This is a genomic window from Bacillus sp. BR3(2024) (assembly GCF_039134555.1).
GTDB classification, from domain to species: domain Bacteria; phylum Bacillota; class Bacilli; order Bacillales; family Bacillaceae_G; genus Bacillus_A; species Bacillus_A cereus.
Genome location: NZ_CP152433.1, coordinates 2,351,495 through 2,377,245, shown reverse-complemented (window position 1 = coordinate 2,377,245; position 25,751 = coordinate 2,351,495). Strand labels below are relative to the sequence as shown.

Genomic DNA, 25,751 nt, shown 5'->3' with positions numbered 1-25,751 from the left:
TTCTACATTGAATAGACATTCCATAATATCGTATTTTGATTAAAACTAAAAAACATACTTAACACTAATAGTAAAATTTTTCTTCTTCATCAAATTCACTTCTTTTCTTTTTATAAACATAAAAAAAAGGATCTCTATTTATATAGAGATCCTTTCTAACTTTATAATTTACTAGACTGTAACCCCTGAATAAACGGAACTACCTCAGGATTTACAAGCGATGATAAATCACCTAATTCTTTTCCTAAGTAAGCTGCTTTAATAACACGGCGCATTACTTTAGAATTACGTGTTTTCGGTAAATCTTCTACAACGTGGATGTCTTTAGGACACAACGCTTTTCCAATATGAGAGTTTACTAAACTCATTAATTCTTTCTTTAATTCTCCTGTGAATGTTACATGATCTCTTAACACTACAAAACAATGACAAACTTCACCTTTTACTTCGTCAGGTACACCAATTGCAGCAGCTTCGATTACATCGTTATGTTTCACAAGAATAGATTCATATTCAGCAGGTCCAATACGTTTACCTGCAATATTTAACGTATCGTCTGAACGCCCTGTGATGATATATTGTTCACCATCGTAAATGACCCAGTCACCGTGGACCCATTTATTTTCAAAACGCGACCAATATGTGTTTACGTAACGTTCATCATCTTCCCAGAAGCTTTTCGTCATACCTACCCAAGGTTTCTCTAAGCATAATTCTCCGACTTCATCTCGAATTGGTTTACCTTGATCATCCAGTACGACAGCTGCCATTCCTGGTAAAGATGCGTTAAAACTAATCGGTGCTATTGGCTTAATAAGAACATTACCGAAAATCCCACCAGAGATTTCAGTTCCACCTGAGTAGTTACAGATTGGGACATTTCCTTTTCCAACTGTTTCAAACAGCCACATCCATGGATCAGGATTCCAAGGTTCTCCTGTTGATGCGAATACTTCCAAACTCTTTAAAGAATGTTTATTGACATACTCATCACCTTTTGCCATCAATGCTCGGATTAACGTTGGCGAAATACCTAGATGAGTAATCTCATATTTATCAACTGTCTCCCATAACCGGTCTGCTTCTGGGAAGTCTGGAACACCTTCGTACATAACCATCGTTGCTCCATTAATGAGTGAACCGAATAATAGAAACGGCCCCATCATCCAGCCCATATCAGTTACCCATAATACACGATCACCTTGTTTAATATTCATTCCAAATCCTGCATCAAAAGCTGCTTTCAAAGGAAATCCTGCATGCGTGTGTACTGTTCCTTTCGGCTTACCAGTCGTTCCTGATGTATAAATAAGCATTAATGGATCATCACTTTGCATTTCCTCGGCATGTATGAATGGTTTTTCTTTTTCTAGCGTACTCCACGAAAAATCATAGTTATGTGGTGTAAAATCATTTCCTGCATGACGAACGATAACAACTTGTTCAACAGTTGGGCAATACTCACAAGCTTTATCTACTTCATCTTTTAAAGAAACAATTTTACCGCGGCGTGAAAATCCATCTGCGGTAATAATCATTTTTGAACCTGCCGCTTGCACACGTGTCATGACTGCATCAGACGCAAAGCCTGAGAATATTGGTGAAATAATTGCTCCGATTTTCATTACAGCTAGCATCGCAACAACTGTTTCTGGAATCATCGGCATATAAATTGTTACACGGTCACCTTTCTCAATACCCGCGTGTTTCAAACCATTTGCAACACGACTTACCCAGTTGTCAAGCTCTTCATATGTAAATGATTTTGAAGTTCCATTTTCCCCTTCGTACTGAAGTGCTGGCTGTATTCTCGTGTCTTCATCCGCAAGCCAGCGGGATAAAGCTGATTCTACAACGTTACATGTTCCGCCATTATACCACTGTGCAAACGGTGTACCATTTTCTAAATCTAACACGTCTGTATAAGGTTTCATCCATTGATAGCCTACTGCCTTTTCTGCCTCTCCCCAAAACCAAGCTGTTTCCTCGATAGATTTATTATAAAAAGTTCCATAATCTTCATATCCCAATGATTTCATCCAACCATATAAACGTGTTTTTTCCTTGTACTCTTCTGTTGGAAACCAAACTGCTTGTTTCAATGTTTTCCCCTCCTTAACTTTTTGAGCAAGAAAGCCCTAAATAGGGCTTTTAAACTGGATATACAGGATGTTTACGATCCGTGAATACTTGATATTTACTCATATACATTTCGAAACGTCCTTTTAATTCTTCACGTAAATTGTTTGGATGAACAATACCATCAATCACCATCTCTGATGCTAAATGATAAATATCAATATCTTTCTTATACTCTTCACGTTTTTCAGCAATGAAGCTAGCACGCTCTTCTTCTGGTAAAGCTGCAATTTTATTTGCATATACAGCATTAACCGCAGCTTCTGGACCCATTACCGCAATAGAGGCTGTCGGTAATGCCAGGCAACAATCTGGTTCAAATGCTGGACCTGCCATCGCATATAAACCAGCACCATATGCTTTACGAACAACGATAGAAATCTTCGGTACAGTTGCTTCACTCATTGCAGAAATCATTTTTGCACCATGGCGAATAATACCAGCACGCTCTACTTTTGTTCCAATCATAAATCCTGGTACATCCGCAAGGAATAATAATGGAATATGATATGCATCACATAAATTAATAAACTTAGCAGCTTTATCAGCTGAATCATGGAATAATACGCCGCCCTTCATACGCGGCTGATTTGCAATAATACCAACAGGCTTACCATCAATACGTGCTAAGCCTGTAATTAGCTCTTGAGCAAATAATTTTTTCACTTCATAGAATGAACCTTCATCAATAACTCTATTAATGAGATCTTTCATATTGAAAGGAGCATTTTGATTTTCTGGAATGATTTGTTCTAACGTTTTATCGAATTGTTTCGGTTCTTGAGGTGTAACCAATGGAGTCTTTTCTAAGTAGTTATTTGGAAAATATGAAATGTATTGTCTTGCTTGTGTAATCGCATCTTCTTCTGTCTTGCATAAAACATCTCCGCATCCTGATACAGAGCAATGCATACGAGCTCCGCCCATCTCTTCTAAAGTTACCTTCTCACCGATAACCATCTCAGCCATACGAGGAGATCCTAAATACATAGATGCATTTCCTTCTACCATCATTACAACGTCGCAAAAGGCTGGAATATAGGCACCACCAGCTGCAGAAGGTCCAAATAATAAGCATACTTGAGGAACTTTACCTGATAATTTCACTTGATTATAGAAGATTCTTCCTGCACCACGGCGCCCTGGGAACATTTCTACTTGATCTGTAATGCGCGCTCCAGCAGAGTCGACTAAATAAAATAACGGAACACGTAGTTTTTCAGCTGTTTCTTGAATACGTAAAATCTTTTCAACTGTGCGTGATCCCCATGATCCAGCTTTTACAGTAGAATCATTGGCCATTACACATGCAGTACGACCATGTATTTTACCCGTTGCCGTTACAACGCCGTCCGCAGGTAAGCCTGTTTGTTCACAGTTAGCAAATAATGCATCTTCTACATATTCGCCATTATCAAATAGAAGCGCTAAACGATCTCGAACAAATAATTTTCCTTTTGCTTTATTTTGTTCATGATACTTTGGTGCGCCGCCTTGTTTAATCGTTTCAACTCGTTCTTCAAATGAATTAGATTGTTGTTTTTGATCTAACATATTTACTCCCCCTTATACGTTGGTGTGCGTTTTTCCTTAAATGCTTGTAATCCTTCTAATCTATCTTTCGTATGGATTACACCTTCATACGCTTGTTTTTCCATTTGTAATCCGGTATGTAAATCAACTTGAATACCATTTGAAATTGCCTCTTTTGCTAATCGAACAGCAATAGGTCCATTACTAGCAATTTTCTCTGCTATTTCAATCGCTTTCTCTTCAAGTAAATTAGCTGGTACAACAAATTCTACTAAACCATATTCTTTTGCTTCTTGCGCTGAAATACGTCTACCTGTATAAATTAATTCTTTCGCTCTACCAACACCAATTAATCTCGGTAAGCGCTGTGTACCACCCGCTCCTGGTATAATTGCAAGTGTCGTTTCAGTAAGACCAAGACTTGCAGATTCAGCAGCAATTCTAAAATCACAAGCTAAACTTAATTCCGTACCACCACCAAGTGCGATTCCATTTATAGCAGCAATAACTGGCTGTGGTAATTGTTCAACCATCTCCATAGTCGTGCGAATCATACTAACAGCATGGCGAACTTGTTCCTCATTCATACCAGCACGTTCTTTTAAATCAGCACCAGCACAAAATGCTTTTTCACCAGCACCTGTTAGAATAACTACACGCGTATTGGACTCTTCACTTATTTGAGTTAATATGTTTTGTAACTCTTCTAATAACGCTAAAGATAATGAGTTTGCTTGTCTTTCACGATATAACGAAATCTTTACAACGTGAGGTGTTACATAATCAACTGAAATGTTTTGTAATTGTAGCATCTTCTCACCTACTTATCGTTTTATGTTGAAGCGCTCTATACACATGACTCGGTAATTGGATATTTAGCTTACTTTGAATAAATTGACTAGCTCGCAATAACTTTTCTTCGTCTATATTCGTTTGAACTCCTAATTTATGGAGCATATGTACTAGGTCATCAGTAGCAACATTACCTGATGCTCCTGGTGCATAAGGGCAGCCCCCGAGTCCACCACAAGAACTATCAAATGTTGTAATACCGTATTCTAATGATTTAACTACATTTGCTAGAGCCATTCCATACGTATTATGAAAATGCATGGCAAACTGCGAAGCATCATACTTCTTTAATAGATGTTCTAATACTTGTTCTACTTGTAATGGATTCGCTACACCGATTGTATCCCCAAGAGAAACTTCATAAATGCCGTATGAAAATAGTTGATTACATAATTCGTCAACTGCTGTGACACTTATATCCCCTTCATAAGGACATCCAAATACAGTAGAAACATAACCTCTTACCTTTTTCCCTTCGAATAATGCCTGTTTTGTTATATCTTCGATTACTACTAACGCTTCTTTAATCGATTTATTAATATTACTTTTATTATGAGATTCACTTGCTGATAAAAAAACATTCACCTCATCTACATTTTTCAAAAAAGCTCGTTCCAAACCATTTTGGTTCGGAACAAGCGCAGCATATGTAACATTTGGATCCCTTTTCAGCTCAGAAAACACATCATTTGCATCCGCTAATGCTGGGACCCATTTTGGGTGAACGAATGAGGAAACTTCAACATACGACAATCCTGCTTCTGTAAGTAGTTGAATCCATTTTACTTTATCTTTTGTGCCAACAATCTTTTTTTCATTTTGTAAACCATCACGTGGTCCTACTTCTTTAATGACAGCAAAATTAGGTAGTTTCAATTCGCTTCCCCCTATATCTCCCTATTCAATTTCTAATAATACATCTCCTTCATTTACAAAATCGCCTTCTTGCACATTAATTTTCATAACTGTGCCGGCTTCTTCTGAAATGATTGGAATTTCCATTTTCATAGATTCTAAAATGACGACATCCTGCTCTTCCTCTACTGTATCTCCTACTCCTACAACAATCTTCCAAACGTTTCCTGCCATCGATGCGTATACTTTCGTCATCATTTTTTCCCCCTTAATATTGTTAGATCTTATTTTTTAACGAGTTGTTTCGTTACAAAACCCGTTGTATAAATACCCGCTTTGAACACTTCGTCTTCCAAAACTTGCAGTAGCATTGGCGTGTTCGTTTTAATACCTTCTACTTTTAATTCTTCTAGAGCATCATGTAATTTCGAAATTGCTTCTTCACGAGTCTCGCCATGTGCAATGACTTTCGCAATCATTGGATCATAGAAAGGTGTAATCGTTACATGATTTTCTAAGAAGTGATCAATTCGTACATTTGACGGTAATGTTAAATCTGTAATTTTCCCAGGTGACGGGAAGAATGTTTTCGGATCCTCTGCATAAATACGAGCTTCAATGGCATGACCACTACGTTTTACATCATCCTGAGTAAATGATAGTTTCTCTCCACTTGCGATACGGAGTTGCTGTTCTACAAGGTCTAATCCCGTAATTTCTTCTGTCACTGGATGCTCTACTTGTAATCTCGTATTCATTTCTAAGAAATAGAAATTTTTCTGATTATCTACAAGAAACTCAACTGTACCTGCATTTGTATAGCCAAGTGCTTTGGCAGCTTGTACAGCAACTTCTCCCATCGCCTTTCGTGTACCTTCATCTAAAAATGGTGAAGGTGCTTCTTCGATTACTTTTTGATTTCGGCGCTGTACCGAACATTCACGCTCCCATAAATACACTGTGTTACCATGTGTATCTGCTAAAAGCTGAATTTCAATATGATGCGCATCTGCTATATATCGCTCTAAATACATTTCTCCGTTACCGAAGAAGTTTTGCGCTCTTGTTTTATTACTTTCAAACGCTTTGGTGAGCGTTTGCTCAGTTTCCATCAACTGCATACCAATGCCTCCGCCGCCTGCGGATGCCTTAAGCATTAATGGATAACCAATTTGTTTTGCAATTTCAATTGCTTCTTCAGCAGTTTCAATATTTGTAGTAATACCTGGGACTACTGGGACATCTGCTGCTTGCATTGCGATACGTGATTCAATTTTACTTCCCATCTTCGTAATGATTTCTTCTGAAGGACCGATAAATACGATTCCTTCTTCTTTGCAGCGAACCGGAAAAGACGGATTCTCTGATAATAAACCATAACCCGGATGAATGGCTTCTGCATTTGTCTTCTTAGCTATTTCAATAATTTTTTCAAGGTTTAAATAGCTTTCTTGAACACGCGGTCCACCTACTAAGTAAGCTTCATTTGCCATTTTCACATGAAGGGCATTTTCATCTGCTTCAGAATAAATAGCAACAGTGCGAATGCCAAGTTTTTGACAAGTTTTCATAATACGAACAGCGATTTCCCCGCGATTCGCAATTAATATTTTTTGAAACATAGTGATTCCTCCCTTTTATCTACATCCTAAATGTCTAGCAATTACGAGACGTTGAATTTCAGAAGTTCCTTCACCAATTTCTAATAGTTTCGCATCACGAATATGTCGTTCAACTTCATATTCACGCATATAACCATATCCACCATGAATCTGTACTGCTTGATTCGCAATACGGCTTGCTGCTTCCGATGCAAATAGTTTTGCCATTGCCGCTTCTTTGCCGAAAGGTTTATCGTTATCTTTTAACCAAGCTGCTTTATGTACTAAATTGCGTGCTAGCTCTACTTCAGTCGCCATATCAGCTAATTTAAATTGAATCGCTTGGAAATTAGAGATTGACTTTCCAAATTGTTGACGTTCTTTCGCATATTGTAATGCACGTTCAAAGGCTGATTGCGCAATACCAACTGCCAATGCTGCGATTGAAATACGCCCTCCATCAAGTGTATATAAAAATTGTTTAAAGCCTTTATTTACATCACCAAGAATATTTTCTTTCGGTACACGAACGCCATCAAGTACGATTTCACAAGTATTAGAAGCGCGAACACCCATCTTATCGTAAGGACTTGAAATCGTTAATCCTTCACTCGTAGTAGGCACGATAAATGCAGAAATACGTTTTCTACCATTCTCTTCAATACCGTTGACAGCGGTTACAATAATTGTATTTGCATACTCTGCGTTTGTAATCCAACACTTCTCACCACTGATTACATACTCATCACCATCTAATACCGCTTTCGTTTGAGTACCACCTGCATCTGATCCAGCATTCGGCTCCGTTAATCCGAAGGCACCTAATGTTTTACCTGACGCCATTGGAACTAAATACTTTTGTTTTTGTTCTTCTGTACCGAAATAATAAATTGGAGAAGCACCTAATGAAATTGTTGCAGCATAGCTTAAACCGGTGCCACCACAAGCGCGACCAATTTCTTCAACTGCTAACGCATACGATACCGTATCGCCACCTGAACCTCCATACTCTTCTGGGAATGGGATGCCTAATAATCCTAGTTCGCCCATTTTTTGAAATGTTTCATATGGAAACTCTGCAGTTTTGTCATAATATACAGCTTTCGGTGCGATTTCCTTTTCAGCAAAGTCACGTACCATTTCTTTAATCATTTGTTTTTCGCGAGTTAGAGTAAATTCCATTCCGCTACACACCCCTTATCGAATATTGAGTTTCGACAGCGTGCGAGTTTCTACTACAAACATAACAACTTAAAAGACAAGAATATTAGTTAGACAATTGCTACAATTCTGTCATAACTTAATTTTAAAACAGATTCTGTACTAATGCACAAAAAAATTCCTACATTGTTCTACAACAACATAGGAGATTTTGTGTCGAATTATGTAATTTATTGTTTAATAATCTCTACCTTTTCCCGAATCAGAAATTTCTACTAATGCTTCAGGGTATGGTTCGAAATACGTTTGTCTTAATAAATACTTTTCATCAAATCGAATAGCCCATGATTTTAATATTGTAAGTAAACTACTAAGTGGTATTTTCTTTTCTGCATACTTTTGTAACAGTTCTATAAAATGATCTTTTTCTTGTTTTTTTAACTTTGTTTTAAAATATCCAAAAATGTGCTCGCATACATTTACATTCGATGTATAACGGGGCGCACGCATAAATAATTCATATAAAGTCTTCTCATAGTTTTCAAATACCACTTCAATCTTTTCATTTTTGTGATTTGCAATTATACGCCCTAATTCCTTTTGTTTCACCTGATTATATGCCATAAATAAATATTTATTGTCCGACTGAAACGATACAAGTTCTTTCATATTTTTATTGTGTTTAATCATTTTGTAATATGCGATTGTAAATAACCTTGTAAAGAAATGCTCTCTAATAATAAAATTCGACAATCTACCTTCCTCTTCAATAGGAAGATGCGAAAATTTTTTTACTACTGCTCCGCCAAATAAGCCAGCTCCTTTTCCCTTTGCTGGCGCTTTTTCAAAACCAGAATAAATTTTCACATCACGCGTACCACAACTTGGTGAACGATTCTTTAAAATAAAACCATCCACATCCGGTATCGTTTGTAAAAAGTCATTTGAAAACTGCTCCATTTTTTCAGTTACATCTTCTCGTGTCGACGTTTGCACAAGTCTATTCTCACCATTTTCTTCTACAATTCGTATCGTTTCACGAGGAGTCCCCAATCCAATCTCCACTTCTGGACAAACAGGTATAAATGTAACAAATGGCTGCAAATTTCGTATTGTTACATCTGGAATCATCTCTCCATTATAACGACAAGCATCAAATTCTAAACACTTACTTACGACGATTGTAGGTTTTGCAAATTGTCGCATCTTATTACCTCCTTATTGCTAGCCCGTATAATATAAATTGTACTAAGATTAACATTTTAAGCAAAGTTTGATTCAGTTATTTTTATGAGAAATATATATCCAATGATATATTAACAATCATTCAACTCTATTTTCTATAAATGTGCGCCCTATTAATGAGGGTTTAGATATTGTGAAATGAATAATACACACATGCTTCGGAGAAATTAATGATTAAGAAAGGAGGGATTGTTATGAAAAAGAAATTATCATCTATTTTAAGTGTTTTAGCACTATCTATTATGTTTTTAGGTACATCTACGCAAGCTGAATACGATGGAAATAATATGAATAGAGTTAATAACACTGATATTTCAACTCGAGTAAATGACAATAACTTAGACAGAGTTAATAATGATGTAAGAACTCGAAATGTAAATACAACAAATGATTTAAATGATAATCGTGATAAAAATAATAATTGGGCTTGGCTTGGTTTATTAGGACTAGCAGGATTATTAGGTCTTAGAAGAAGAGACAAAGAAACACGCTGATTTAGAATGTTTTTAGTAAACAAGTACTTATTTATCAAAAATATATAATGAAAATAAATCGCCTTTTTAAAGGCGATTTATTTTTACTAAAAAGTAATGTATGTAATTCACACTTCAACGATTAAAATCGTGGAGTTAATCCATACAATATAAATTGAATCGTATTTTCAATTTCCGCTTCATCATTCCATTTTTCTTCAGGCAATAATAAAAATCGTGTTAATAATAAACCTAATACAGCTGATAAAGTAAGACGTAGTACGGAAGATGGTGGTATCTCAATAATTTCCCCTTCTTCTTGAAATTTCACAATCAACTTTTTGAAATGTGAAAACAGTTCTGTTTCTACTAATTGCTGTATTTCATTTTTCAGTTCTGGTTGGAATGGCACCTCTTGAATTAATATTTTTATCATAGGAAAGTGTTTTTGAGCAAATTTAAACCTATTATGAATTACAACCCTTAAAAGTCCTTCGTATGATTCATAATCCGATTTAAATATTTCTTTTGCAAAGGTTTGTACGAAAAATGGTGCAGCGAACTTAGTTAAAGTTGGCATTACGACCGCTAGTAATAAATCTTTTTTTGTTTTATAGTAGCGGAAGATGGTTCCTTCCGCTACACCAGCACGCTTTGCAATTTCACTTGTTGAAGTTGAAGCGTATCCTTTTTCTCCAAACATATCAACAGCCGCCTCTAATATTCGCATTTGACGTTCATTTCGTTTATCCGTATTAGTTGCAGCTATTAATTCCTCCAGCCAATCCTTCTGCATTTATAAAGCTCCTTTTTGTCATTATTATATTTTGCGATGTTTCTTTAAAGCAAATACATTTCCTACTGCAAATAATAGTGAAAAAAGTAATAATACAGTAAGATCTAATACAATCTCTGTAAACCCTTGATTCCGAATCATCACTTGTCTCATTGCGTCAGCGCCGTATGTGAGTGGAAATACTTTCCCTAACATTTGTAGCCACTTGTTCATAGATTCCATTGGAAACAATCCAGAAAAGAAGATTTGTGGCACAATAACAAGCGGTATAAATTGAATCATTTGAAACTCATTATTTGCGTATGCCGATAAAAACGTACCTAATGTTAGTGCAGTTAAAGAGAGCATACATGTAATAAGTAACGTTAGCCATATGGAGCCAGCTACGTATAAATCTAAAATATAAACGGAAAAACTTACGATAATAATGGATTGTATAAAGGCAAAGATTCCAAAACCAATAATATAACCTGCGACTATTTCCCATCTTCTTACTGGGGTGGATAATAACCTTTCTAGCGTACCACTTAAACGTTCTCTTACGAAAGATACACCTGATAATATAAATACAAAGAAAAATGTAAAGAAACCAATTAATACAGGACCAAGCCCATCAAACATCGTAAAGTCTTTAGAGCCATGTAAATAATTTACTTCAGGTTTCATAATCGATACATCATTCTTCTCTGTGCTTTTTTGCAATACTTGAAGTACAGCACGATTTTTTGACGAATCACTACCTTCCAACAGAAGTTTCATTTTTCCATTCTCTATTCGAAATACTGCATCTACCTTTTGTTTTTCCAACTCAGAAATCGCCTTTTCCTTACTGTATTCATAAATTGACGCTTCTTGATTTTTCATCACTTTTACTATTTGAGCGGGCATATCAACAACAGCAATTTGCGGTATATAGTCTTTCTGTGTAAACACTAGTGACAAAAGCCAAAGTAATAACATCGGTGCTCCAAACATCATTGCTAACGAACGCTTATCTCGAAAAAATTGACGAATAATACGTATGATTACACCAGTAACTCTCATGATGGCACCACCTCTTCTAGCAAAAAGACATCTTCAATCCGTCCAGATGACACGCGTTTTTTCAATTCTTCAGTTGTTCCAACCGCAACTAGTTTCCCTTCTCTAATTAACCCTAGACGCTCACAAAATTCAGCTTCATCCATAATGTGCGTCGTTACAATAATCGTTGTGCCTTTCTTTTTAAGATCATAAAATTTTTCCCAAATCGTTTTTCTAAGAAGCGGATCTATCCCCACTGTAGGCTCATCTAAAATTAATATTTCTGGTTCGTGAAGGAGCGCTATTGCTAATGATAAGCGTTTTTTCATTCCACCTGAAAATTGTTGTACTTGCTTTTTCATATACTGTGACAATTGTACAAGTTCAAAAACCTCTGCAATTCTTGTCTTTTTACGTTTTCCCTTTAGTCCATACATCGTTGCTATAAAATCTGCATTTTCATATGCTGATAATTCTTCGTATAATGCATCCGCCTGGGCCATATAACCAATTCGTTTCATCTCATTTAAATTAGGCATATTAGTATTATTAACAAGCACTTCACCTTTCGTTGCCTCATTAATACCTGCAATCATTTTAATGAGCGTTGTTTTACCCGATCCAGAAGGTCCAACAAAACCAAAAATCTCTGCTTTTTCAACTTGCAATGAAAGATTGTGTAACACTTCTTTTTTTCCAAAACTTTTTGATACAGTCCGTAAAATAATTGAAGGTTGTTGCACGTTTCATCCTCCTTTTCTAATAAAAATGAGTGAGTACTCACTTTTATTTTACTCTTGCTTAATTATATGTCAAACTTCGTTGATTAGTATGTATGTTCAATCACCGATATTAAACAATGAAACAGAGTCGACATTAGAATTTCATTTCCTAAAGTCGACTCTGTTTCATTTAAACTATAAATTTCACTTTACGTTTTTAAATTCATATACTTCCGAATTCTAGCAACGTCTAAAGAATATTCGATAACTAATTGCTGTAACGGTAAAATAACTGTGTCAGGATATAAATGTGCATATTGTAATGTTTCTGCATATTTTTCTAACCTTTTTTCTAAATACTTTATTATTTGATCAGGATGACTTACTAATAAACATTTACAATAATAATGGATTTGTTCCTCAATCGCCGTGTATTCTTCAATTTCATATTCTTTATGCATGTGTACACCCCTTTAAGTTTTTTATATGAATTACTTATCACAATTTTCACTCGACAAATTTTAAGTTTTTTGATTATTTACACTATAACAAACACTGAGGGTCAAATTTTGTTACTTTATGTAACGTAGAAAATTTTTAACAAAATTGTAATGTTTACTCCTGCAAAATACAGAAAGCCCCTTTACTCATTTTTGTATAAAAAAAATCGTACAGCTTAATTTAGCTGCACGACTACAATTTCTGGCCTATTCAAAATCCTTTGCGGAATGATACTATTTCCTAATCCTCTACTCACTACCATTGATGTATTTTGTTCTACATATAAACCCGCTGTATATTTAGGTAAAACACCTTGATTTGGAGCAACTAATCCACCGATAAATGGCAATCTAACTTGCCCTCCATGAGCATGTCCCGATAAAACCAAATCCAACCGCTCATTCGTATATTCCTTTATAAATTCAGGCCTTTGGGATAATAATACATTATATCTATCTGGCTGCATTTCAATTTTTGCTTTTTTAATTTCATCTATTATAATATTTCCTTCATCACGGTTTCCAGTACCAAACTCTGGATCATCAATACCTAGCAAGTTTATCTCTTGCTCACCCTTTCGAATGACTACATGTTCATTCCTTAAAACATTGACACCATATTTCTTCAACTCTTTTTCTAAACTGTTATACTTTCCAGACCATTGTTCATGGTTTCCTGTCACAAAATATACAGGATACTTCTTTACCATTTCTCGTATTAATTGCATACTAACTTCTGCATCGTATGATTTACTGTCAATTAAATCACCCGTAATTGCAATAATATCTGGGTCTATACTTTTCATTTTTTGAATTAACACATCTTGATTATCGCCAAATTTTTTATTGTGTAAGTCTGAAATTTGTAGAATTTTATACACTTTAAAAGAGGATGGTATTTTACTAGAGGTTATTTTAATCTCAGTTATACTTATTAAATTGTTCTGTAAAAATAAAAAGATACTACAACCTACTAATGTAGCAATAAGTAATATACTTCTTTTAATCTTCTTGCTCATATTCCCTCCTAAAATCTTCATCAATACTACAATTCTCAAAAACATTTCAATAGATTATTCTTTTTATCTAACGGTTCTCTTTTAAAGTGAAATCGATTTAACTACGATAATCAAGTACAAGTTTCTAATTTTAGGAACTGAAGAACTTATATCACTCTGTTGAAGTAAACATGCCCGGTTCTGTTCTAATCGTAACTCTATCATATAACATTAAAGCCGAAATTCCCAAGTTAAGGAATTTCAGCTTTTTGAGTTCGTATGAATATCTTAGTTTTAGTTCTATGTACCTTGCAGTTATACAACTTAGTACATATCAGTTGAATATCTATATGTGGTGAGGTTTTTATCTTTTTCAATAATCAACTATGTATAAAATATTTAAGTTAGTTAATACCCTTAATGGATATCATGCTTTTTAAAGTTTCCGCCTTGTACTTCCGCAACATCATATACATTGACAAAGGCATTTTCATCAATTTCATGAATAAGTTCCTTCATTGTTTCTAAATTTTATAATTATGTAGCGTCCTTCCATTCAGACTTCAATATTGAATATTGATATTCATCAATCCACTGGCCTTTTAGCATGTAATTCTGCAATAAATGACCTTCTCTCCTCATCCCCACTCGTTCTAGTACAGAAATAGACTTATTATTTCGAACGTCCGAAAATGCAATCACCTTATGTTTTCCTAATGAATGAAATATGTAACTCAATAAGGCACAAACAGCTTCAGTTGCATAGCCTTTTCCCTGATATTCTGGAGAAAGAGTAAATCCGATTTCTACGATGCGAGGTTCATTTACAAGTGTGTGAAGTGCACAATCTCCAATTATTTTGTTATTTTCAGTTAAAGCAATTGCGAACTGGAACCAAGTACCTGGTAGATTAGGATTATTTTTAACTTGTTCATTTACAAACGTTTTAGCCTCATGATATTGATAATTAACCCATGACTGAAATTTAGCCACTTCTGGATTAGAACGATAAAAATGAAAGTAGTTAGTGTCATCCATACTAAACCTTCTCAAAACAAGACAATCTGTTCTCCCAAAGACTTGATTGTCATTCTCCATAGCTATTCACCCTCTTTTCTACATTAATTATATCTTTATAATACATAGGTATAAATAGGTATAAATAGTTTACATGCTTATAAAAAAAGCGATTCTTTTCACATTAAAAAGAATCGCTTTCCAAGTTCTTATTTTTAATTATATTACATAAAGAATTGAAAGATTATTACTTAAGAGCCTTAACTATAACTTCCGTTGCCTCTGCAATGAGTTGATTATCATAGGTAGCCTCTTTCTCATCTTTACTAGATAAAATTGCGATGATAATTGGTGCTCTATTTGGAGGCCAAACGATAGCAATATCATTTCTTGTCCCGTAACTGCCAGCACCTGATTTATCTCCAACTACCCAGTCAGTTGGTACGCCTGCACGAATAAGTTTGTCCCCTGTAGCATTTCCTTTCATCCACTCTGTAAGAATTTTACGTTTTTCAGCTGGAAGTGCATTTCCGAGCGTAAAAGCTTTAAGATTCGTAGCAATTGCTTTCGCTGTACTAGTGTCACGAATGTCTCCTGGAATAGCTTCGTTTAATTCTGTTTCAAAGCGATCAGACATAGTAACCCGATCCCCCATCTTTCTAAGCGCTTTTTCATATCCTTTAGGTCCGCCTATTTTATTAAATAAAATGTTCCCTGCAGTATTATCACTTGAACGAACAGCAGCCTCAGCAATTTCTCCTAGTTTCATTCCAGTATCTACATGTTTCTCTGTAACAGGTGAATAATCCACTAAGTCTTCTTTCGTAAATGTGATTACTTCATTTAATGTATCAATTGAGTTTTGCTGTAGTAATACTCCTGCTGCTAAAGCCTTGTAGGTTGATGCGAAGGCGAATCTTTCGTTAGATCGATAAGAAATTGTTTGATTTGTACCAGTATCAATCGCATATACACCTACCCGAGCATCAAATTTTTTCTCAAGTTGAGAGAACTCTTTATGCGTCGCCTGATTTGTATGTTTCACTTGTCCAGTCTTTTCTTTCGCTTCAACTTGCAGTGCCCCTCCTGTAAAAGCTTCTAGGCTTGTAATACTTAAACCTAATATACCAACGCATATTCCTATTTTTAGCATCCTCTTATTTTTCAAAATCATCATTCCTTCCAAATTTTTAGCACCTTTTTATACGTACACATAATAGACAATCACCTAACCAAATTTGTTCCATAAACTAAAAAAATTATAGCTAGTATGAGAGTTATTAACAAAATAAGAGATAGTAGCTACGACGCCTCTATCTCCTATTTCATATTTCATTTTTTTACTTATAAATGGCTTTATATGAACAGGGTCTTTCCCTGAGAAAAGTACTCTAATTTTGCTTAGAACTACCTGTACTAGTAGCTTCACCATGTATACGTTGCTGTTTCAAATCAAAGTATACATCTAAAACTTCCTTTCCAATTATAGAATTAATTCCATTTTTATCATCATGAAGCCATGGAACTACTACAGAAAATGCTACTTCTGGATTATCATATGGAGCATATCCAACTAACGTTAAGTTGTAACATTCCATACGTTCTCCTTTTGCATTTCTACCAATCGGGTCATCTCCACCATATACAGTTTGGGCTGTTCCTGTCTTTCCTGCTGGTTTATATGGCGCGTTTTTGAAATATTTCACGCCAGTTCCATCACCTTCTTGGAATACCCATCTAAACCCTTCTTTTATCCGATCAATATGTTCTTTCTTCATATCAATTCGATTTAATACGACAGGCTCTATGGAACGTATAACTTTGCCAACCTCTTCTTTTATTGATTGTTCTCGTATTTCTTGTACAATTTGAGGTTGCATTCTATAACCACCATTCGCAATCGTTGAAATATATTGCGCTAATTGCAACGGCGTATACGTATCATACTGACCGATAGAAAAATCTAGTAAAAACCCAGGTTGACTATCTACTTTTCTCGTTTGTCCAATTATTTCATTCGGTAAATCAATACCTGTTGGGACACCTAAACCAAATTGCTTGAAATAATAGCGCATCGTATCAAATGCTCCTTGTTTAATATCCAATGAGCCATTTGGTACGTAATTAACTCCCGCAATTTTTAAAGCTGTCTGGAACATGTATACATTTGAAGATACTTGTAAAGCCCGTAAATCATTAATATTACCAAATCCGGATACATTCCACGATTTCTTAGCTTGTGTACCTTTAAATTTCATCGGCGCGTCATAAAATTGATCTCCTGGATGTATTGCGCCTGTCTCATATCCAGTTAATAAAGTAGCACCTTTTACAGCTGACCCTAGCTCATACGAAGTTGTCATGTTTCCTAATGCCAAATCCTCAACCTCTATTTTCCCTTCTTTTTCTACAATCTTTTTGCCTGCCATTGATAAAATTTGTCCGTTATTTGGATTCGTCATGACAACAAAAGCTCGATCGAGCAGTGGCTCTGAACTCTTAAAAGCTCTCAAGTTTTTCTCTATACTTTCTTCCACTTTCTTTTGTAATTCCATATCAATCGTTAATGTTAAACTATTACCACTTTTTCCTTTAGAGATTATTTCTGTGCTAACAATGTTTCCTGATTTATCAGTAATATTTTTCACTTCTTCTTTTGTGCCGTGTAATACATCTTCATATCGTTGTTCAATATAACTTTTTCCAACACGATCATTACGGTTATATCCACGTACTAAATAAGAATCTAAATTTTCTTTCGGTAATCCTTCTTCACTACTCGTAATATTTCCTAATACAGAACGAAATAAATTACCGTTTATATAATTACGTTCCCAATCAACAGTTGCATCTACTCCTGGAAAATCCGCAAGATTTTCGCTTATCCGCGCATACTCTTCATCTGTTACATCTTTTTTAATGATTTGTGGTGTTAGTTGATAACCTGAACTCATTTTACTTTTAATAGCTAACACCTTTAAATCTTGTGCTGTTAATTCTGCTAATTCTACCTCTGTAACACGACCTCGTCTTAAGTCTTCTATTTTTTTATCTAACTCTTTTCCCTCTATACCCTTTTCTTTAAACTTTTCTATATCTTTCTTAGTAATCTTTGTCTCCGCACGTTTCGAATTCAACTGCATCCAAAAATCTTTTTTATCGATATCTGTTAATTTATTTATATCTTGTTCAGGCATTTCAAGTACTTTCGCCAAGTCTTTTGCTGTTTTTAAAATATCTTCACTCGTAATTCCCTTCACCCTTGTATACGTAATTGTGCGAAGAGATTTATTATTAACAACTGTTTTCCCTTCTCGATCTAAAATTTGTCCACGTGGAACTGGAATACTAGTTATTGCATTTTGACTACTTTCCACTTGGTTCTTATAAGCCTCTCCCTCAACGATTTGTACCTTTCCTAGCTGCATAATAATAGCTGAGAATAGTACAAATATGCAAAGGAACATTATATTTAATCGAATAGATATATATGTCTTCTGCTTCTTGCCTTTTTGTTCTTTCATAAATCCTCCATTTAATCCTTTCAGAAATTGCTACAAATACTAAAAGCATTCCTTCTATATTAGATACCGATAATCGGTTATAAATATCGCCTCAATTTTTTGCTTAATCCTTGTAAGCAACCATTCCTTTTCGTTTAGCTACGGAATTAATAACTCTCCCTTCCTGTTTTCTCTCTATTTTTTTGCCACTTGCATGAGAAGTGCTAAACTGTATAATGACTCTTATTAAACTTACATATAAACTTGCTAGTAAATTTTCATGCTAATTATTCCTTTCTTCATGCTGTAATACTTAATAGACAACCTAAACAATACAGTTGTTCCACATTTACAAAAAAAATAATTAAATATAAGATGAAATAGGCTACATAAGGGAGGGTTATATGTTACATACAAAAAGATGGAGATTTTTTGCGGTTTTTTCTATCGTAGGTTTGATTTTACTAATTTTATTAAAAATCAACTTCATTTCAATTACTATCGCAACTTCTTCAGCTGAAAGAGGAAAGATTTTTGATCAAAATGGTGTAATACTAGCTACAAATAAAAAAGTTAAGTCTCTATATTGCACTTCTAATGACGAAAAGCTATCGAAACAAGATACATCAAACACATTAGCTTTTTTTAATCAATTTTCAAGCCAGTTTCAACATGATATTTCTACAGAGAACATAAAATCTCAATTACAACAATCTTGTAAAAAGCAGACTATGAATGATATACCGTTATACTCTGATATAACTGAGAATGAACTTGCATTCATAAACAAAAACAAACCCAATAATGTAATAATTAAAGATGAATGGATTCGATATTATCCTAAACACGAAATTGGTTCACAAGTAATTGGGTATGTAGAAAATGACCTTAATTCAAAGCATAAGGCTGTTGGAAAAAGCGGGATTGAGCTGCAATATGAAAATGATTTAAAAGGAAAACCAGGTAAAACTCTTATTTTTAAATTGAATAATAAAAAATTCTTATGGAATATTCAAAAAGTACAAAAAGGTAAAGATGTACGGCTAGCTTTAGACTCTGAGTTGCAGCAAAAGGCAGAAGAAGCATTAAGATCTCAAATTAAGAAAACACCTGATGCTAAAGCTGGTTATGCTGTAGTAAGCGATGCAAAAACTGGCGCAATTTTAACTATGGCCAACACGGCAGTTTTTGATCCAAATATATTAAATACACGTGTATCTTCTAGAAAAGAAAACATTAACTCTCTTTCGCAAAATAAAGCAATTCAAAAATTAAAGTATGGTGAATCTTATGTAAATATGGCTTCTACTATAAAACCACTCACTATTTTAATTGGATTAAACGAAAAGCTTTTCCAACCCGAAGATACTTATTTAGATAAAGGGACTTTTCAGTATGATAATCAAAATAACATTACGAATGCACCTGGAACGCCAACAGGTGAGATTACACCGAGGCAGGCTATCATTAATTCATCTAACACATTTATGACAGCAAAAGTAGCTCTGCCCCTATTCAACCAAAATAATGGGAATATAGAAAAAGTGGCACATATATGGACAGATTATTTAATGCAATTCGGCCTACGTTCTAAAACCGGGATTGATTTACCCTTTGAAGAAGACGGACAATATGAATTCCATCCATCTAATAAGTTTGAAAATGGAATCTCCGCTTTATTAAACGCCTCTTGGGGAGGAAATGAAGTTCATACCCCTCTTCAACTCGCTCAATATGCAGCAACTTTGGCAAATAAAGGTGATAAATATAAACCTCAAACTGTAAGTGCAATTATTAGTCCGGACGGTAAGGAAACAAAAAAGTTTAAACCAATTTTAGAAAGTTCAAATCGTTACCCGATGAACTTTTGGAGTGTCGTACAAGGTGGAATGAGTCAAAATATAGAGGAAATTAAAAAGTTGCCCTTTGACGTCGCAGGTAAAACAGGTATTACAGGTTTTCCGAATGAGCAAGAAAGAATGATAAATCATTCTCTTTTCATTGCATATGCTCCTACCGAAGATCCACAAATTGCCGTTTCTGTCGTTATTCCTGGTAGTAATTCAGAAAAAAACATCGCTGCTCTCGTTACATCAGAAGTTTTAAAGTCTTGGAATATACTTCAAAAGAAGGATAAAGATAAAGAGGAAGGTTCATTAAAGTGAACCTTCCTCTTTTACCATATAGATTCTATATTCGTTATTTCCCATATACCTTCATGATTCTTTTCGAACATGAAAGAATATTTAATATCAGTTAAAATATACTTTTTTTGTACATATCCAGTAGTATCACCGTTAATAGTCGATATTTTTATATATCCATCATTCTGCACTTTTTCCGGGATCCAAGCTTTTACCATTTCATTAGATACTTCATATAAAACTTTTGATTCTCGGTTTGGTTCAGCTAAAATTTTCGTTTTGTTTCCAGTAACAGTTGCATATATAAAGTGTTCTTGCTTTAATTGATTACTTTCTGTCATTCCACTTGGCACTTTGTAAACTTTCTTCTTATCATTTACAAATTCTCCCCCCATTGCAAGGGCGACTTGCAACTCATGAAAAATATCTTCATCAAGCTTCAATTCATCCTTCTTATAACTCTTCCCTTTAAATAGAACTTCATCATTTAACGCTTTGTACAAGTCATTTTCATTTTTTGAGTTCGTACTTTGATATAGTTCATTCATAAATTGTTTTAGTGATGGATCTTGAGCAGACTCATCTTTTGTTTTAGGCTTAATTTGAGTACTACTTTGTACTGGTGATTTATTATCATCAGGCCAAGGTTGTTGAACAATAAAAAATAACATTGTACAAATCAACACAACTACAACAGGCAATACTTTTTTACGAAATGGTCTCTTATTTGTTACAGAATCCACTTCACTATTTTGATATACCGATTGCTTTATTTTAGAAATAAATTCTTCTTCATCTTTACGATTCTCCATTGGACCTTTTTTTATTTTTCTATACCAGTCAGGATTTTGTTTATTGTTCATCACTACTACCCTCCCCTATTAATTTTGAAACCTTACTTCTCGCTCTACTTAATCTCGATTTTACAGTTCCAATGGATACTCCTAATGTTTCAGCCATTTCTTCATATGATAATTCATATTTTGCGTCCAATATAATTATTTCACGGTGCTTTTTAGGTAGTTTTAATACAACCTTCCACACCTCATTCATCTCTTCTTGGTTAAAAAATTCTTGTTCTGCTGACAGGGATTGCTTATCGTCACTAAAAAATCCTATTAAAGATATCCTTTTAAAATAGGAGGATTTCAAATAGTTTATTGCCGTATTTCTTGTGATTTTTAAAATCCACGTTTTAATAGATGACTCCTTTCGAAATGAATTCCAATTTTTAAACACCTTTATAAATACATCTTGCGTGATATCATCTGATAAGTGTGGATCTTTCGTAATAATAAATGAATAATTCCATACATCTTGCCAATAGTCTTTTATAACATAGTCCAGCTCATCATGATTACACTTTTCAATAAACGTCTGTTCCATTTCCACACCTCAAACTTATTTGAATAAACATAAAAACTGCCCTCACTTTTATTATGGTTTCAATATATAGACAAGATACAAGTTTCATTTGTTCCATTGTTTATCTTTTTTCAAGCAGAATAATACTACTAAAAAACAAGTAAAGCATACAATGATAAAATTCTACTCATGAAAATCTGTTTTTTGAATTTAACGTAACACTCCACTTGTCCATTTCAACTTGCTATACTCTTCTATTTATCATTAGCAATGCCAACTTTTCAGAAATGAAAATTAAGATAAGGTATTAACTTTCTAGAGTCGCAACAAAAAAGCATTCTCGATTAGAAAGAATGCTTTTTTGAAATTTCATTGCTCTATATTTTCCCCAATTTATATCTTTGAGTTAAGCAAACATGTAATAAATGTAGTCAAAAAATTCACCTTATAATTAAGTATTATTTCTGAAATACATGTTTTACTTTTTCACCTGGAACGTTACTTCCCCCTCTTCCTTTTACATCTTCAATCATCATTGTAACAATCATGTCTGGCGCATTTGCATCGAAAGCTGCGAACCATCCCAGTTCTTTTCCGTCTGCTTCTTTCGACTCTTTCAGTTCTGCTGTACCAGTTTTACCAGCAAGCGTTACACCATCAACCTTTGCAATTCTCCCTGCACCATCAGGGTCATTAATGACTTTGATTAATGCACTCTTTAATATTTCTTGATTCTTTTTAGAAACCACATTTTCTTTCCAATTCCCTGCTACTTTTGCTTCTTTTAAAAGATGTGGCGACGGAATATTCCCTTCATTCACAATCGGTGCATATGTTAATGCTAAATGAAGTGGCGTCATTAATACTTGTCCTTGTCCATAGCCCGTGTCTGCTAGTTGAATATCGTTTTTTATCCTATCTTTTGCAATGATTGAAATAGGAAATTCGTATTCGATTGGTAATTTTTCATAAAATCCGTACTTTTTAAATTCCTTTACATACTGATCTTTTCCCATTTTCAAAGCTTGTTGAGCAAAATAAATATTATCAGAATACTTCATTGCCTTATCAAAATCAATTGGACTTGCATCCTTTACACGCGTTACATAGTAATTTCCCCAAGATGAATCTTTTGTCCACTTCAATCCTTGAATTTTAAATTCTTCCTTCGGATTTATTGTGTTTGTTTCCAAACCAATTGCACCTGTGATCGTTTTAAATACGGAACCTGGTACAAATGCTTGTGTAAAGCGATTCGTCATTGGTAGTTTCGAGTCGTTACTCCATGCTTCTCGTTGGGCTTTCGATGCTCCTCTAACTATTATATTTGGATTATAAGCAGGGCTACTTACAAGTGCGATTGTTTCACCTGTTTTAGGATTGACCGCTGCACTAGACCCTGCTTCAGTTTTCATCTCATTAAAGATTTTTTCTTGAATTGCAGCATCAATTGTTAACGTAACATTTTCTCCTTCTTTTGCTTCTTTTTTTGCTACGTTTTTAATCTCTTTCCCCTTCTCATCTTCTATAAATACGCGTCCACCCTTTTCACCACGCAATTTATTTTCTAACACTTTCTCTAAACCAGTCTTACCTACTAAATCATCTGCTTGATAACCTTGTTTTTGAAGTGATTTTAACTCCTCCGCATTCACCTTTCCTATATATCCAGTTAAGTGTGCCGCTGCTTCACCTAATGGATACGTACGAATATTTACTGGGTGAGATGAAACTCCTTCTAATTCAATATAATCATTCTGTCTAGTTCCCTCTTTTAAAATGCCAATTGGTACAAAGGAGTCTGGTTTTATCCATTTCGCTGTGAGCTTTTGTTCGACCTCTTCTATAGACATATCAAGTAATTGTGCTACTATTTCTTTCGTTTGCGCTGCTGTTTCGCCTAGTTTCTCTGGAATAATTCCAACCTCAGTCGCTTTACCATTCGTTGCAAGCCCTTTTCCATTTCGATCATATATTTCTCCGCGTTTTCCTTGCTCTATTTGCATACGTACTTTGTAATCTTTTTTCATACCTGGGAAGATGAAGTCTGGTGTCCAATCTATTTCCCAAGACTCTTTATCTTTCACAAGTTTTGCTTCATGGATGAATGAAACTGGTCCTACATCCGTATCCATCTTAACTTCAAAAAGAAAAAGCTCTTTATCTTTCGTATTCTCTCCTTTCATTTTAACTTTTAAATTATTAGCTCCAATCCCCTCATAGATTTTTTGATATTTTTCTGTGAATTCTTTTTTAGAAATCGATTTTTTGGCATGGTCTGATAAATGATCATACATATTTGCAAATTTTCTATCATTCCATAAATTGATATATTCTTCAAATGCTTGTTTTGGTGGTTCGTTTTTATTACATCCTACCAACAAAACTGCGAAACAAACGAAAAGCAGCATCCATAATTTTTTCAATTCAATCTTCTCCCTTAGTTAAAAATGATGATTCCTTTCGTAATTTATTTAATAAAAAATGTTTTAACGCTTAATAGACAGTGTAAGTAATGACATTGTTCCATATTTACAAAAAAATTAATATCTATGTTCATTTTAATACAAAAAAGGCAGGCATAAATATATGCCTGCCTTCCGTTCCCAAAATCAATTACACCCTAAAACAACGTGTGGTTAACCAAATCCAGATACTCTTCTACACCCTATTTTTTACTTTTCTAAAATAATTCCTGCTATTTCATTAGCATATTTTTTAGAGTCAAATCCATCATAGTTACTTAGTACTACAACAGTCAAATATTCTTTTGGAAACCGCATGAAGTATGAACGATAACCTGCCCAGCTACCTGAATGTTCCAAGTATCGACAGTTAAAAAATTTCTGCAAGCCTTAGCCCAAAAGCATAATCTTCATTGTCAATAATCGTTTCCCCAGTTGGAGAAATTTCCGGACCTATTTCGCTCATTCTTTTAACAAGTTCTTTTCCGCCAACGGTACCTGTAGTTAAATTTTCTCCCACTTTACCAGGTCTTCGACTGTTGCATGAACTACCCCATCACCTGTATGTTCCCAAGGGCTTTCATAGACCATATATGCTCCTTGTTCATTCTTTGAATACCCCCTAGCAATTGATATAGTAGTTGGGTAGCAATCTACAATTGTTGTGTCTTTCATATTTAAAGAATCAAAAATACGTTCTTTTGCAAACTGACGTAAAGACTTCCCGCTTACCTTCTCTACCACCAATGACAATAAAAAATATCCTGTATTGCTATACTCAAATTTTGTGCCAACAGGGAACCTTGCAATTTGATGACCATTAAGGTGTTTTAGCGATTGTTCCACAGTTAATATATCAGTAAATTTAATATTTTCTGCATGAGCCAATTCCATATAATCAACTAGTCCGCCAGTATGATGAATTAGATGCCTCAATGTTACTGGTTCAGCATATGTTCCTATAGAAGGGACAAACTTTACAATTGAATCATCTAAACTCAATCTTCCCTCTTGTTCTAAGAGTAATATAGAAAACGCTGTAAATTGTTTAGAAACTGAGGCGATATTAAAAACGCTCTTTGTGGTTATCGGTAGATTTTCCTCTATAGAAGCTAAGCCAACTGCACCTTTATACGTTACTCCGCTATCAAAACTGGCCATATATGCAAAGCCAGGAACTTTTGGTGAAAACTTTTTTAATAATTGTTTAATCAATGTATGCGTCTTTTCATTATATGTATTATTCACCTTAATCACATCCCCTTCTCTTTGAATGGTTAGGAATACAATAAAAAATACTATATATATAAAATGTCAAATTCTCCTTTCAAAATTTAAACTTTTTAATGCATTATGCCA

At 34.6% G+C, this 25,751-nt stretch carries 22 protein-coding genes and 2 pseudogenes; 3 read left to right on the top strand and 21 right to left on the bottom strand.

Annotated features, from left to right (window positions below; all coding sequences use genetic code 11):
- Window positions 1-161: 161 nt before the first annotated feature.
- From V7S45_RS12200 to V7S45_RS12165, 8 genes are all read right to left on the bottom strand, one after another.
- Window positions 162-2,102 carry an AMP-binding protein gene (locus V7S45_RS12200; RefSeq protein WP_025689312.1) on the bottom strand — a complete coding sequence of 647 codons (1,941 nt, stop codon included), beginning with the start codon at window positions 2,100-2,102 and terminating at the stop codon, window positions 162-164.
- A 49-nt stretch (window positions 2,103-2,151) separates the two neighbouring features.
- Window positions 2,152-3,693, bottom strand: coding sequence for an acyl-CoA carboxylase subunit beta (locus V7S45_RS12195; protein WP_000886744.1), 1,542 nt, complete (start codon window positions 3,691-3,693; stop codon window positions 2,152-2,154).
- A 2-nt stretch (window positions 3,694-3,695) separates the two neighbouring features.
- A complete protein-coding gene (locus V7S45_RS12190; protein WP_000939818.1) occupies window positions 3,696-4,484 on the bottom strand; it encodes an enoyl-CoA hydratase in 789 nt (262 codons plus the stop codon).
- A 4-nt stretch (window positions 4,485-4,488) separates the two neighbouring features.
- Window positions 4,489-5,400 (bottom strand): hydroxymethylglutaryl-CoA lyase, encoded by a 912-nt coding sequence (mvaB, locus tag V7S45_RS12185; RefSeq protein WP_342761844.1) that lies wholly within the window; start codon window positions 5,398-5,400, stop codon window positions 4,489-4,491.
- 21 nt (window positions 5,401-5,421) lie between these two features.
- Window positions 5,422-5,637 carry an acetyl-CoA carboxylase biotin carboxyl carrier protein subunit gene (locus V7S45_RS12180; RefSeq protein WP_001987345.1) on the bottom strand — a complete coding sequence of 72 codons (216 nt, stop codon included), beginning with the start codon at window positions 5,635-5,637 and terminating at the stop codon, window positions 5,422-5,424.
- A 26-nt stretch (window positions 5,638-5,663) separates the two neighbouring features.
- On the bottom strand, window positions 5,664-7,001 hold the full coding sequence (locus V7S45_RS12175; protein ID WP_342761843.1) for an acetyl-CoA carboxylase biotin carboxylase subunit: 1,338 nt from the start codon (window positions 6,999-7,001) through the stop codon (window positions 5,664-5,666).
- Between the two features lie 15 nt (window positions 7,002-7,016).
- Window positions 7,017-8,162 carry an acyl-CoA dehydrogenase gene (locus tag V7S45_RS12170; protein ID WP_000397279.1) on the bottom strand — a complete coding sequence of 382 codons (1,146 nt, stop codon included), beginning with the start codon at window positions 8,160-8,162 and terminating at the stop codon, window positions 7,017-7,019.
- 216 nt (window positions 8,163-8,378) lie between these two features.
- The gene (locus V7S45_RS12165) at window positions 8,379-9,347 is read right to left on the bottom strand and encodes a DUF523 and DUF1722 domain-containing protein (RefSeq protein WP_088344632.1); all 969 of its coding nucleotides are present in this window, start codon (window positions 9,345-9,347) and stop codon (window positions 8,379-8,381) included.
- A gap of 233 nt (window positions 9,348-9,580) precedes the next feature.
- On the opposite strand from V7S45_RS12165, the gene V7S45_RS12160 reads away from it, so the two are divergent.
- Window positions 9,581-9,880: a WGxxGxxG family protein gene (locus tag V7S45_RS12160; protein WP_000728157.1), complete on the top strand. Its 300-nt coding sequence runs from the start codon at window positions 9,581-9,583 to the stop codon at window positions 9,878-9,880.
- Between the two features lie 121 nt (window positions 9,881-10,001).
- Here V7S45_RS12160 and V7S45_RS12155 read toward each other — a convergent pair whose 3' ends face one another.
- The 7 genes from V7S45_RS12155 to V7S45_RS12125 all read right to left on the bottom strand — a co-directional run bounded on the left by V7S45_RS12155 (window position 10,002) and on the right by V7S45_RS12125 (window position 14,996).
- Window positions 10,002-10,655 carry a TetR/AcrR family transcriptional regulator gene (locus V7S45_RS12155; protein ID WP_001168184.1) on the bottom strand — a complete coding sequence of 218 codons (654 nt, stop codon included), beginning with the start codon at window positions 10,653-10,655 and terminating at the stop codon, window positions 10,002-10,004.
- Window positions 10,656-10,679: 24 nt separating this feature from the next.
- Complete coding sequence (locus tag V7S45_RS12150; RefSeq protein ID WP_025689303.1) at window positions 10,680-11,699, bottom strand: ABC transporter permease; 1,020 nt, start codon at window positions 11,697-11,699, stop codon at window positions 10,680-10,682.
- The gene (locus V7S45_RS12145) at window positions 11,696-12,421 is read right to left on the bottom strand and encodes an ABC transporter ATP-binding protein (protein WP_001187071.1); all 726 of its coding nucleotides are present in this window, start codon (window positions 12,419-12,421) and stop codon (window positions 11,696-11,698) included. Before V7S45_RS12145 ends, V7S45_RS12150 begins: the two co-directional genes overlap by 4 nt.
- Before the next feature lie 188 nt (window positions 12,422-12,609).
- A complete protein-coding gene (locus V7S45_RS12140; RefSeq protein ID WP_000548621.1) occupies window positions 12,610-12,861 on the bottom strand; it encodes a hypothetical protein in 252 nt (83 codons plus the stop codon).
- A gap of 215 nt (window positions 12,862-13,076) precedes the next feature.
- Window positions 13,077-13,919 (bottom strand): metallophosphoesterase, encoded by an 843-nt coding sequence (locus V7S45_RS12135; protein ID WP_342761842.1) that lies wholly within the window; start codon window positions 13,917-13,919, stop codon window positions 13,077-13,079.
- 396 nt (window positions 13,920-14,315) lie between these two features.
- Window positions 14,316-14,417, bottom strand: coding sequence for a DUF2179 domain-containing protein (locus V7S45_RS12130; protein WP_011110109.1), 102 nt, complete (start codon window positions 14,415-14,417; stop codon window positions 14,316-14,318).
- A gap of 18 nt (window positions 14,418-14,435) precedes the next feature.
- A complete protein-coding gene (locus tag V7S45_RS12125; RefSeq protein WP_025689288.1) occupies window positions 14,436-14,996 on the bottom strand; it encodes a GNAT family protein in 561 nt (186 codons plus the stop codon).
- A gap of 30 nt (window positions 14,997-15,026) precedes the next feature.
- On the opposite strand from V7S45_RS12125, the pseudogene V7S45_RS12120 reads away from it, so the two are divergent.
- Window positions 15,027-15,134: pseudogene (locus V7S45_RS12120) on the top strand (undecaprenyl-diphosphatase); the annotation flags it as partial.
- Window positions 15,135-15,162: 28 nt separating this feature from the next.
- Here the strand turns inward: V7S45_RS12120 and bla are convergent.
- Window positions 15,163-16,089 (bottom strand): class A beta-lactamase Bla1, encoded by a 927-nt coding sequence (gene bla / locus V7S45_RS12115; RefSeq protein ID WP_025689286.1) that lies wholly within the window; start codon window positions 16,087-16,089, stop codon window positions 15,163-15,165.
- A 217-nt stretch (window positions 16,090-16,306) separates the two neighbouring features.
- Entirely contained in the window at window positions 16,307-18,439 is a 2,133-nt protein-coding gene (locus tag V7S45_RS12110; RefSeq protein WP_342761841.1) for a penicillin-binding protein 2, read from the bottom strand.
- A gap of 383 nt (window positions 18,440-18,822) precedes the next feature.
- On the opposite strand from V7S45_RS12110, the gene V7S45_RS12105 reads away from it, so the two are divergent.
- A complete protein-coding gene (locus V7S45_RS12105; protein ID WP_342761840.1) occupies window positions 18,823-20,583 on the top strand; it encodes a penicillin-binding protein 2 in 1,761 nt (586 codons plus the stop codon).
- A gap of 11 nt (window positions 20,584-20,594) precedes the next feature.
- On the opposite strand, the gene V7S45_RS12100 is transcribed toward V7S45_RS12105, so the two are convergent.
- From V7S45_RS12100 to V7S45_RS12085, 4 genes and pseudogenes are all read right to left on the bottom strand, one after another.
- Entirely contained in the window at window positions 20,595-21,425 is an 831-nt protein-coding gene (locus tag V7S45_RS12100; RefSeq protein WP_025689279.1) for a hypothetical protein, read from the bottom strand.
- Window positions 21,415-21,948: a sigma-70 family RNA polymerase sigma factor gene (locus V7S45_RS12095; protein WP_000438330.1), complete on the bottom strand. Its 534-nt coding sequence runs from the start codon at window positions 21,946-21,948 to the stop codon at window positions 21,415-21,417. Before V7S45_RS12095 ends, V7S45_RS12100 begins: the two co-directional genes overlap by 11 nt.
- Window positions 21,949-22,385: 437 nt before the next feature.
- A complete protein-coding gene (locus V7S45_RS12090) occupies window positions 22,386-24,353 on the bottom strand; it encodes a penicillin-binding transpeptidase domain-containing protein (protein WP_088344623.1) in 1,968 nt (655 codons plus the stop codon).
- A gap of 249 nt (window positions 24,354-24,602) precedes the next feature.
- Window positions 24,603-25,640 (bottom strand): annotated as a pseudogene (locus V7S45_RS12085) (serine hydrolase domain-containing protein).
- Window positions 25,641-25,751: the final 111 nt, after the last annotated feature.

What these genes read in the sequence shown, in the direction of transcription:
- V7S45_RS12190 (WP_000939818.1), bottom strand. Translation starts at nt 4,484, where the DNA reads ATGCTACAATTACAAAACATTTCAGTTGATTATGTAACACCTCACGTT.
- V7S45_RS12155 (WP_001168184.1), bottom strand. Translation starts at nt 10,655, where the DNA reads ATGCAGAAGGATTGGCTGGAGGAATTAATAGCTGCAACTAATACGGAT.
- V7S45_RS12170 (WP_000397279.1), bottom strand. Translation starts at nt 8,162, where the DNA reads ATGGAATTTACTCTAACTCGCGAAAAACAAATGATTAAAGAAATGGTA.
- bla (WP_025689286.1), bottom strand. Translation starts at nt 16,089, where the DNA reads ATGATTTTGAAAAATAAGAGGATGCTAAAAATAGGAATATGCGTTGGT.
- V7S45_RS12105 (WP_342761840.1), top strand. Translation starts at nt 18,823, where the DNA reads ATGTTACATACAAAAAGATGGAGATTTTTTGCGGTTTTTTCTATCGTA.
- V7S45_RS12150 (WP_025689303.1), bottom strand. Translation starts at nt 11,699, where the DNA reads ATGAGAGTTACTGGTGTAATCATACGTATTATTCGTCAATTTTTTCGA.
- V7S45_RS12160 (WP_000728157.1), top strand. Translation starts at nt 9,581, where the DNA reads ATGAAAAAGAAATTATCATCTATTTTAAGTGTTTTAGCACTATCTATT.
- V7S45_RS12180 (WP_001987345.1), bottom strand. Translation starts at nt 5,637, where the DNA reads ATGATGACGAAAGTATACGCATCGATGGCAGGAAACGTTTGGAAGATT.
- V7S45_RS12195 (WP_000886744.1), bottom strand. Translation starts at nt 3,693, where the DNA reads ATGTTAGATCAAAAACAACAATCTAATTCATTTGAAGAACGAGTTGAA.
- V7S45_RS12125 (WP_025689288.1), bottom strand. Translation starts at nt 14,996, where the DNA reads ATGGAGAATGACAATCAAGTCTTTGGGAGAACAGATTGTCTTGTTTTG.
- V7S45_RS12165 (WP_088344632.1), bottom strand. Translation starts at nt 9,347, where the DNA reads ATGCGACAATTTGCAAAACCTACAATCGTCGTAAGTAAGTGTTTAGAA.
- V7S45_RS12100 (WP_025689279.1), bottom strand. Translation starts at nt 21,425, where the DNA reads ATGAACAATAAACAAAATCCTGACTGGTATAGAAAAATAAAAAAAGGT.
- V7S45_RS12095 (WP_000438330.1), bottom strand. Translation starts at nt 21,948, where the DNA reads ATGGAACAGACGTTTATTGAAAAGTGTAATCATGATGAGCTGGACTAT.
- V7S45_RS12135 (WP_342761842.1), bottom strand. Translation starts at nt 13,919, where the DNA reads ATGAGCAAGAAGATTAAAAGAAGTATATTACTTATTGCTACATTAGTA.
- V7S45_RS12110 (WP_342761841.1), bottom strand. Translation starts at nt 18,439, where the DNA reads ATGAAAGAACAAAAAGGCAAGAAGCAGAAGACATATATATCTATTCGA.
- V7S45_RS12140 (WP_000548621.1), bottom strand. Translation starts at nt 12,861, where the DNA reads ATGCATAAAGAATATGAAATTGAAGAATACACGGCGATTGAGGAACAA.
- V7S45_RS12130 (WP_011110109.1), bottom strand. Translation starts at nt 14,417, where the DNA reads ATGAAGGAACTTATTCATGAAATTGATGAAAATGCCTTTGTCAATGTA.
- V7S45_RS12175 (WP_342761843.1), bottom strand. Translation starts at nt 7,001, where the DNA reads ATGTTTCAAAAAATATTAATTGCGAATCGCGGGGAAATCGCTGTTCGT.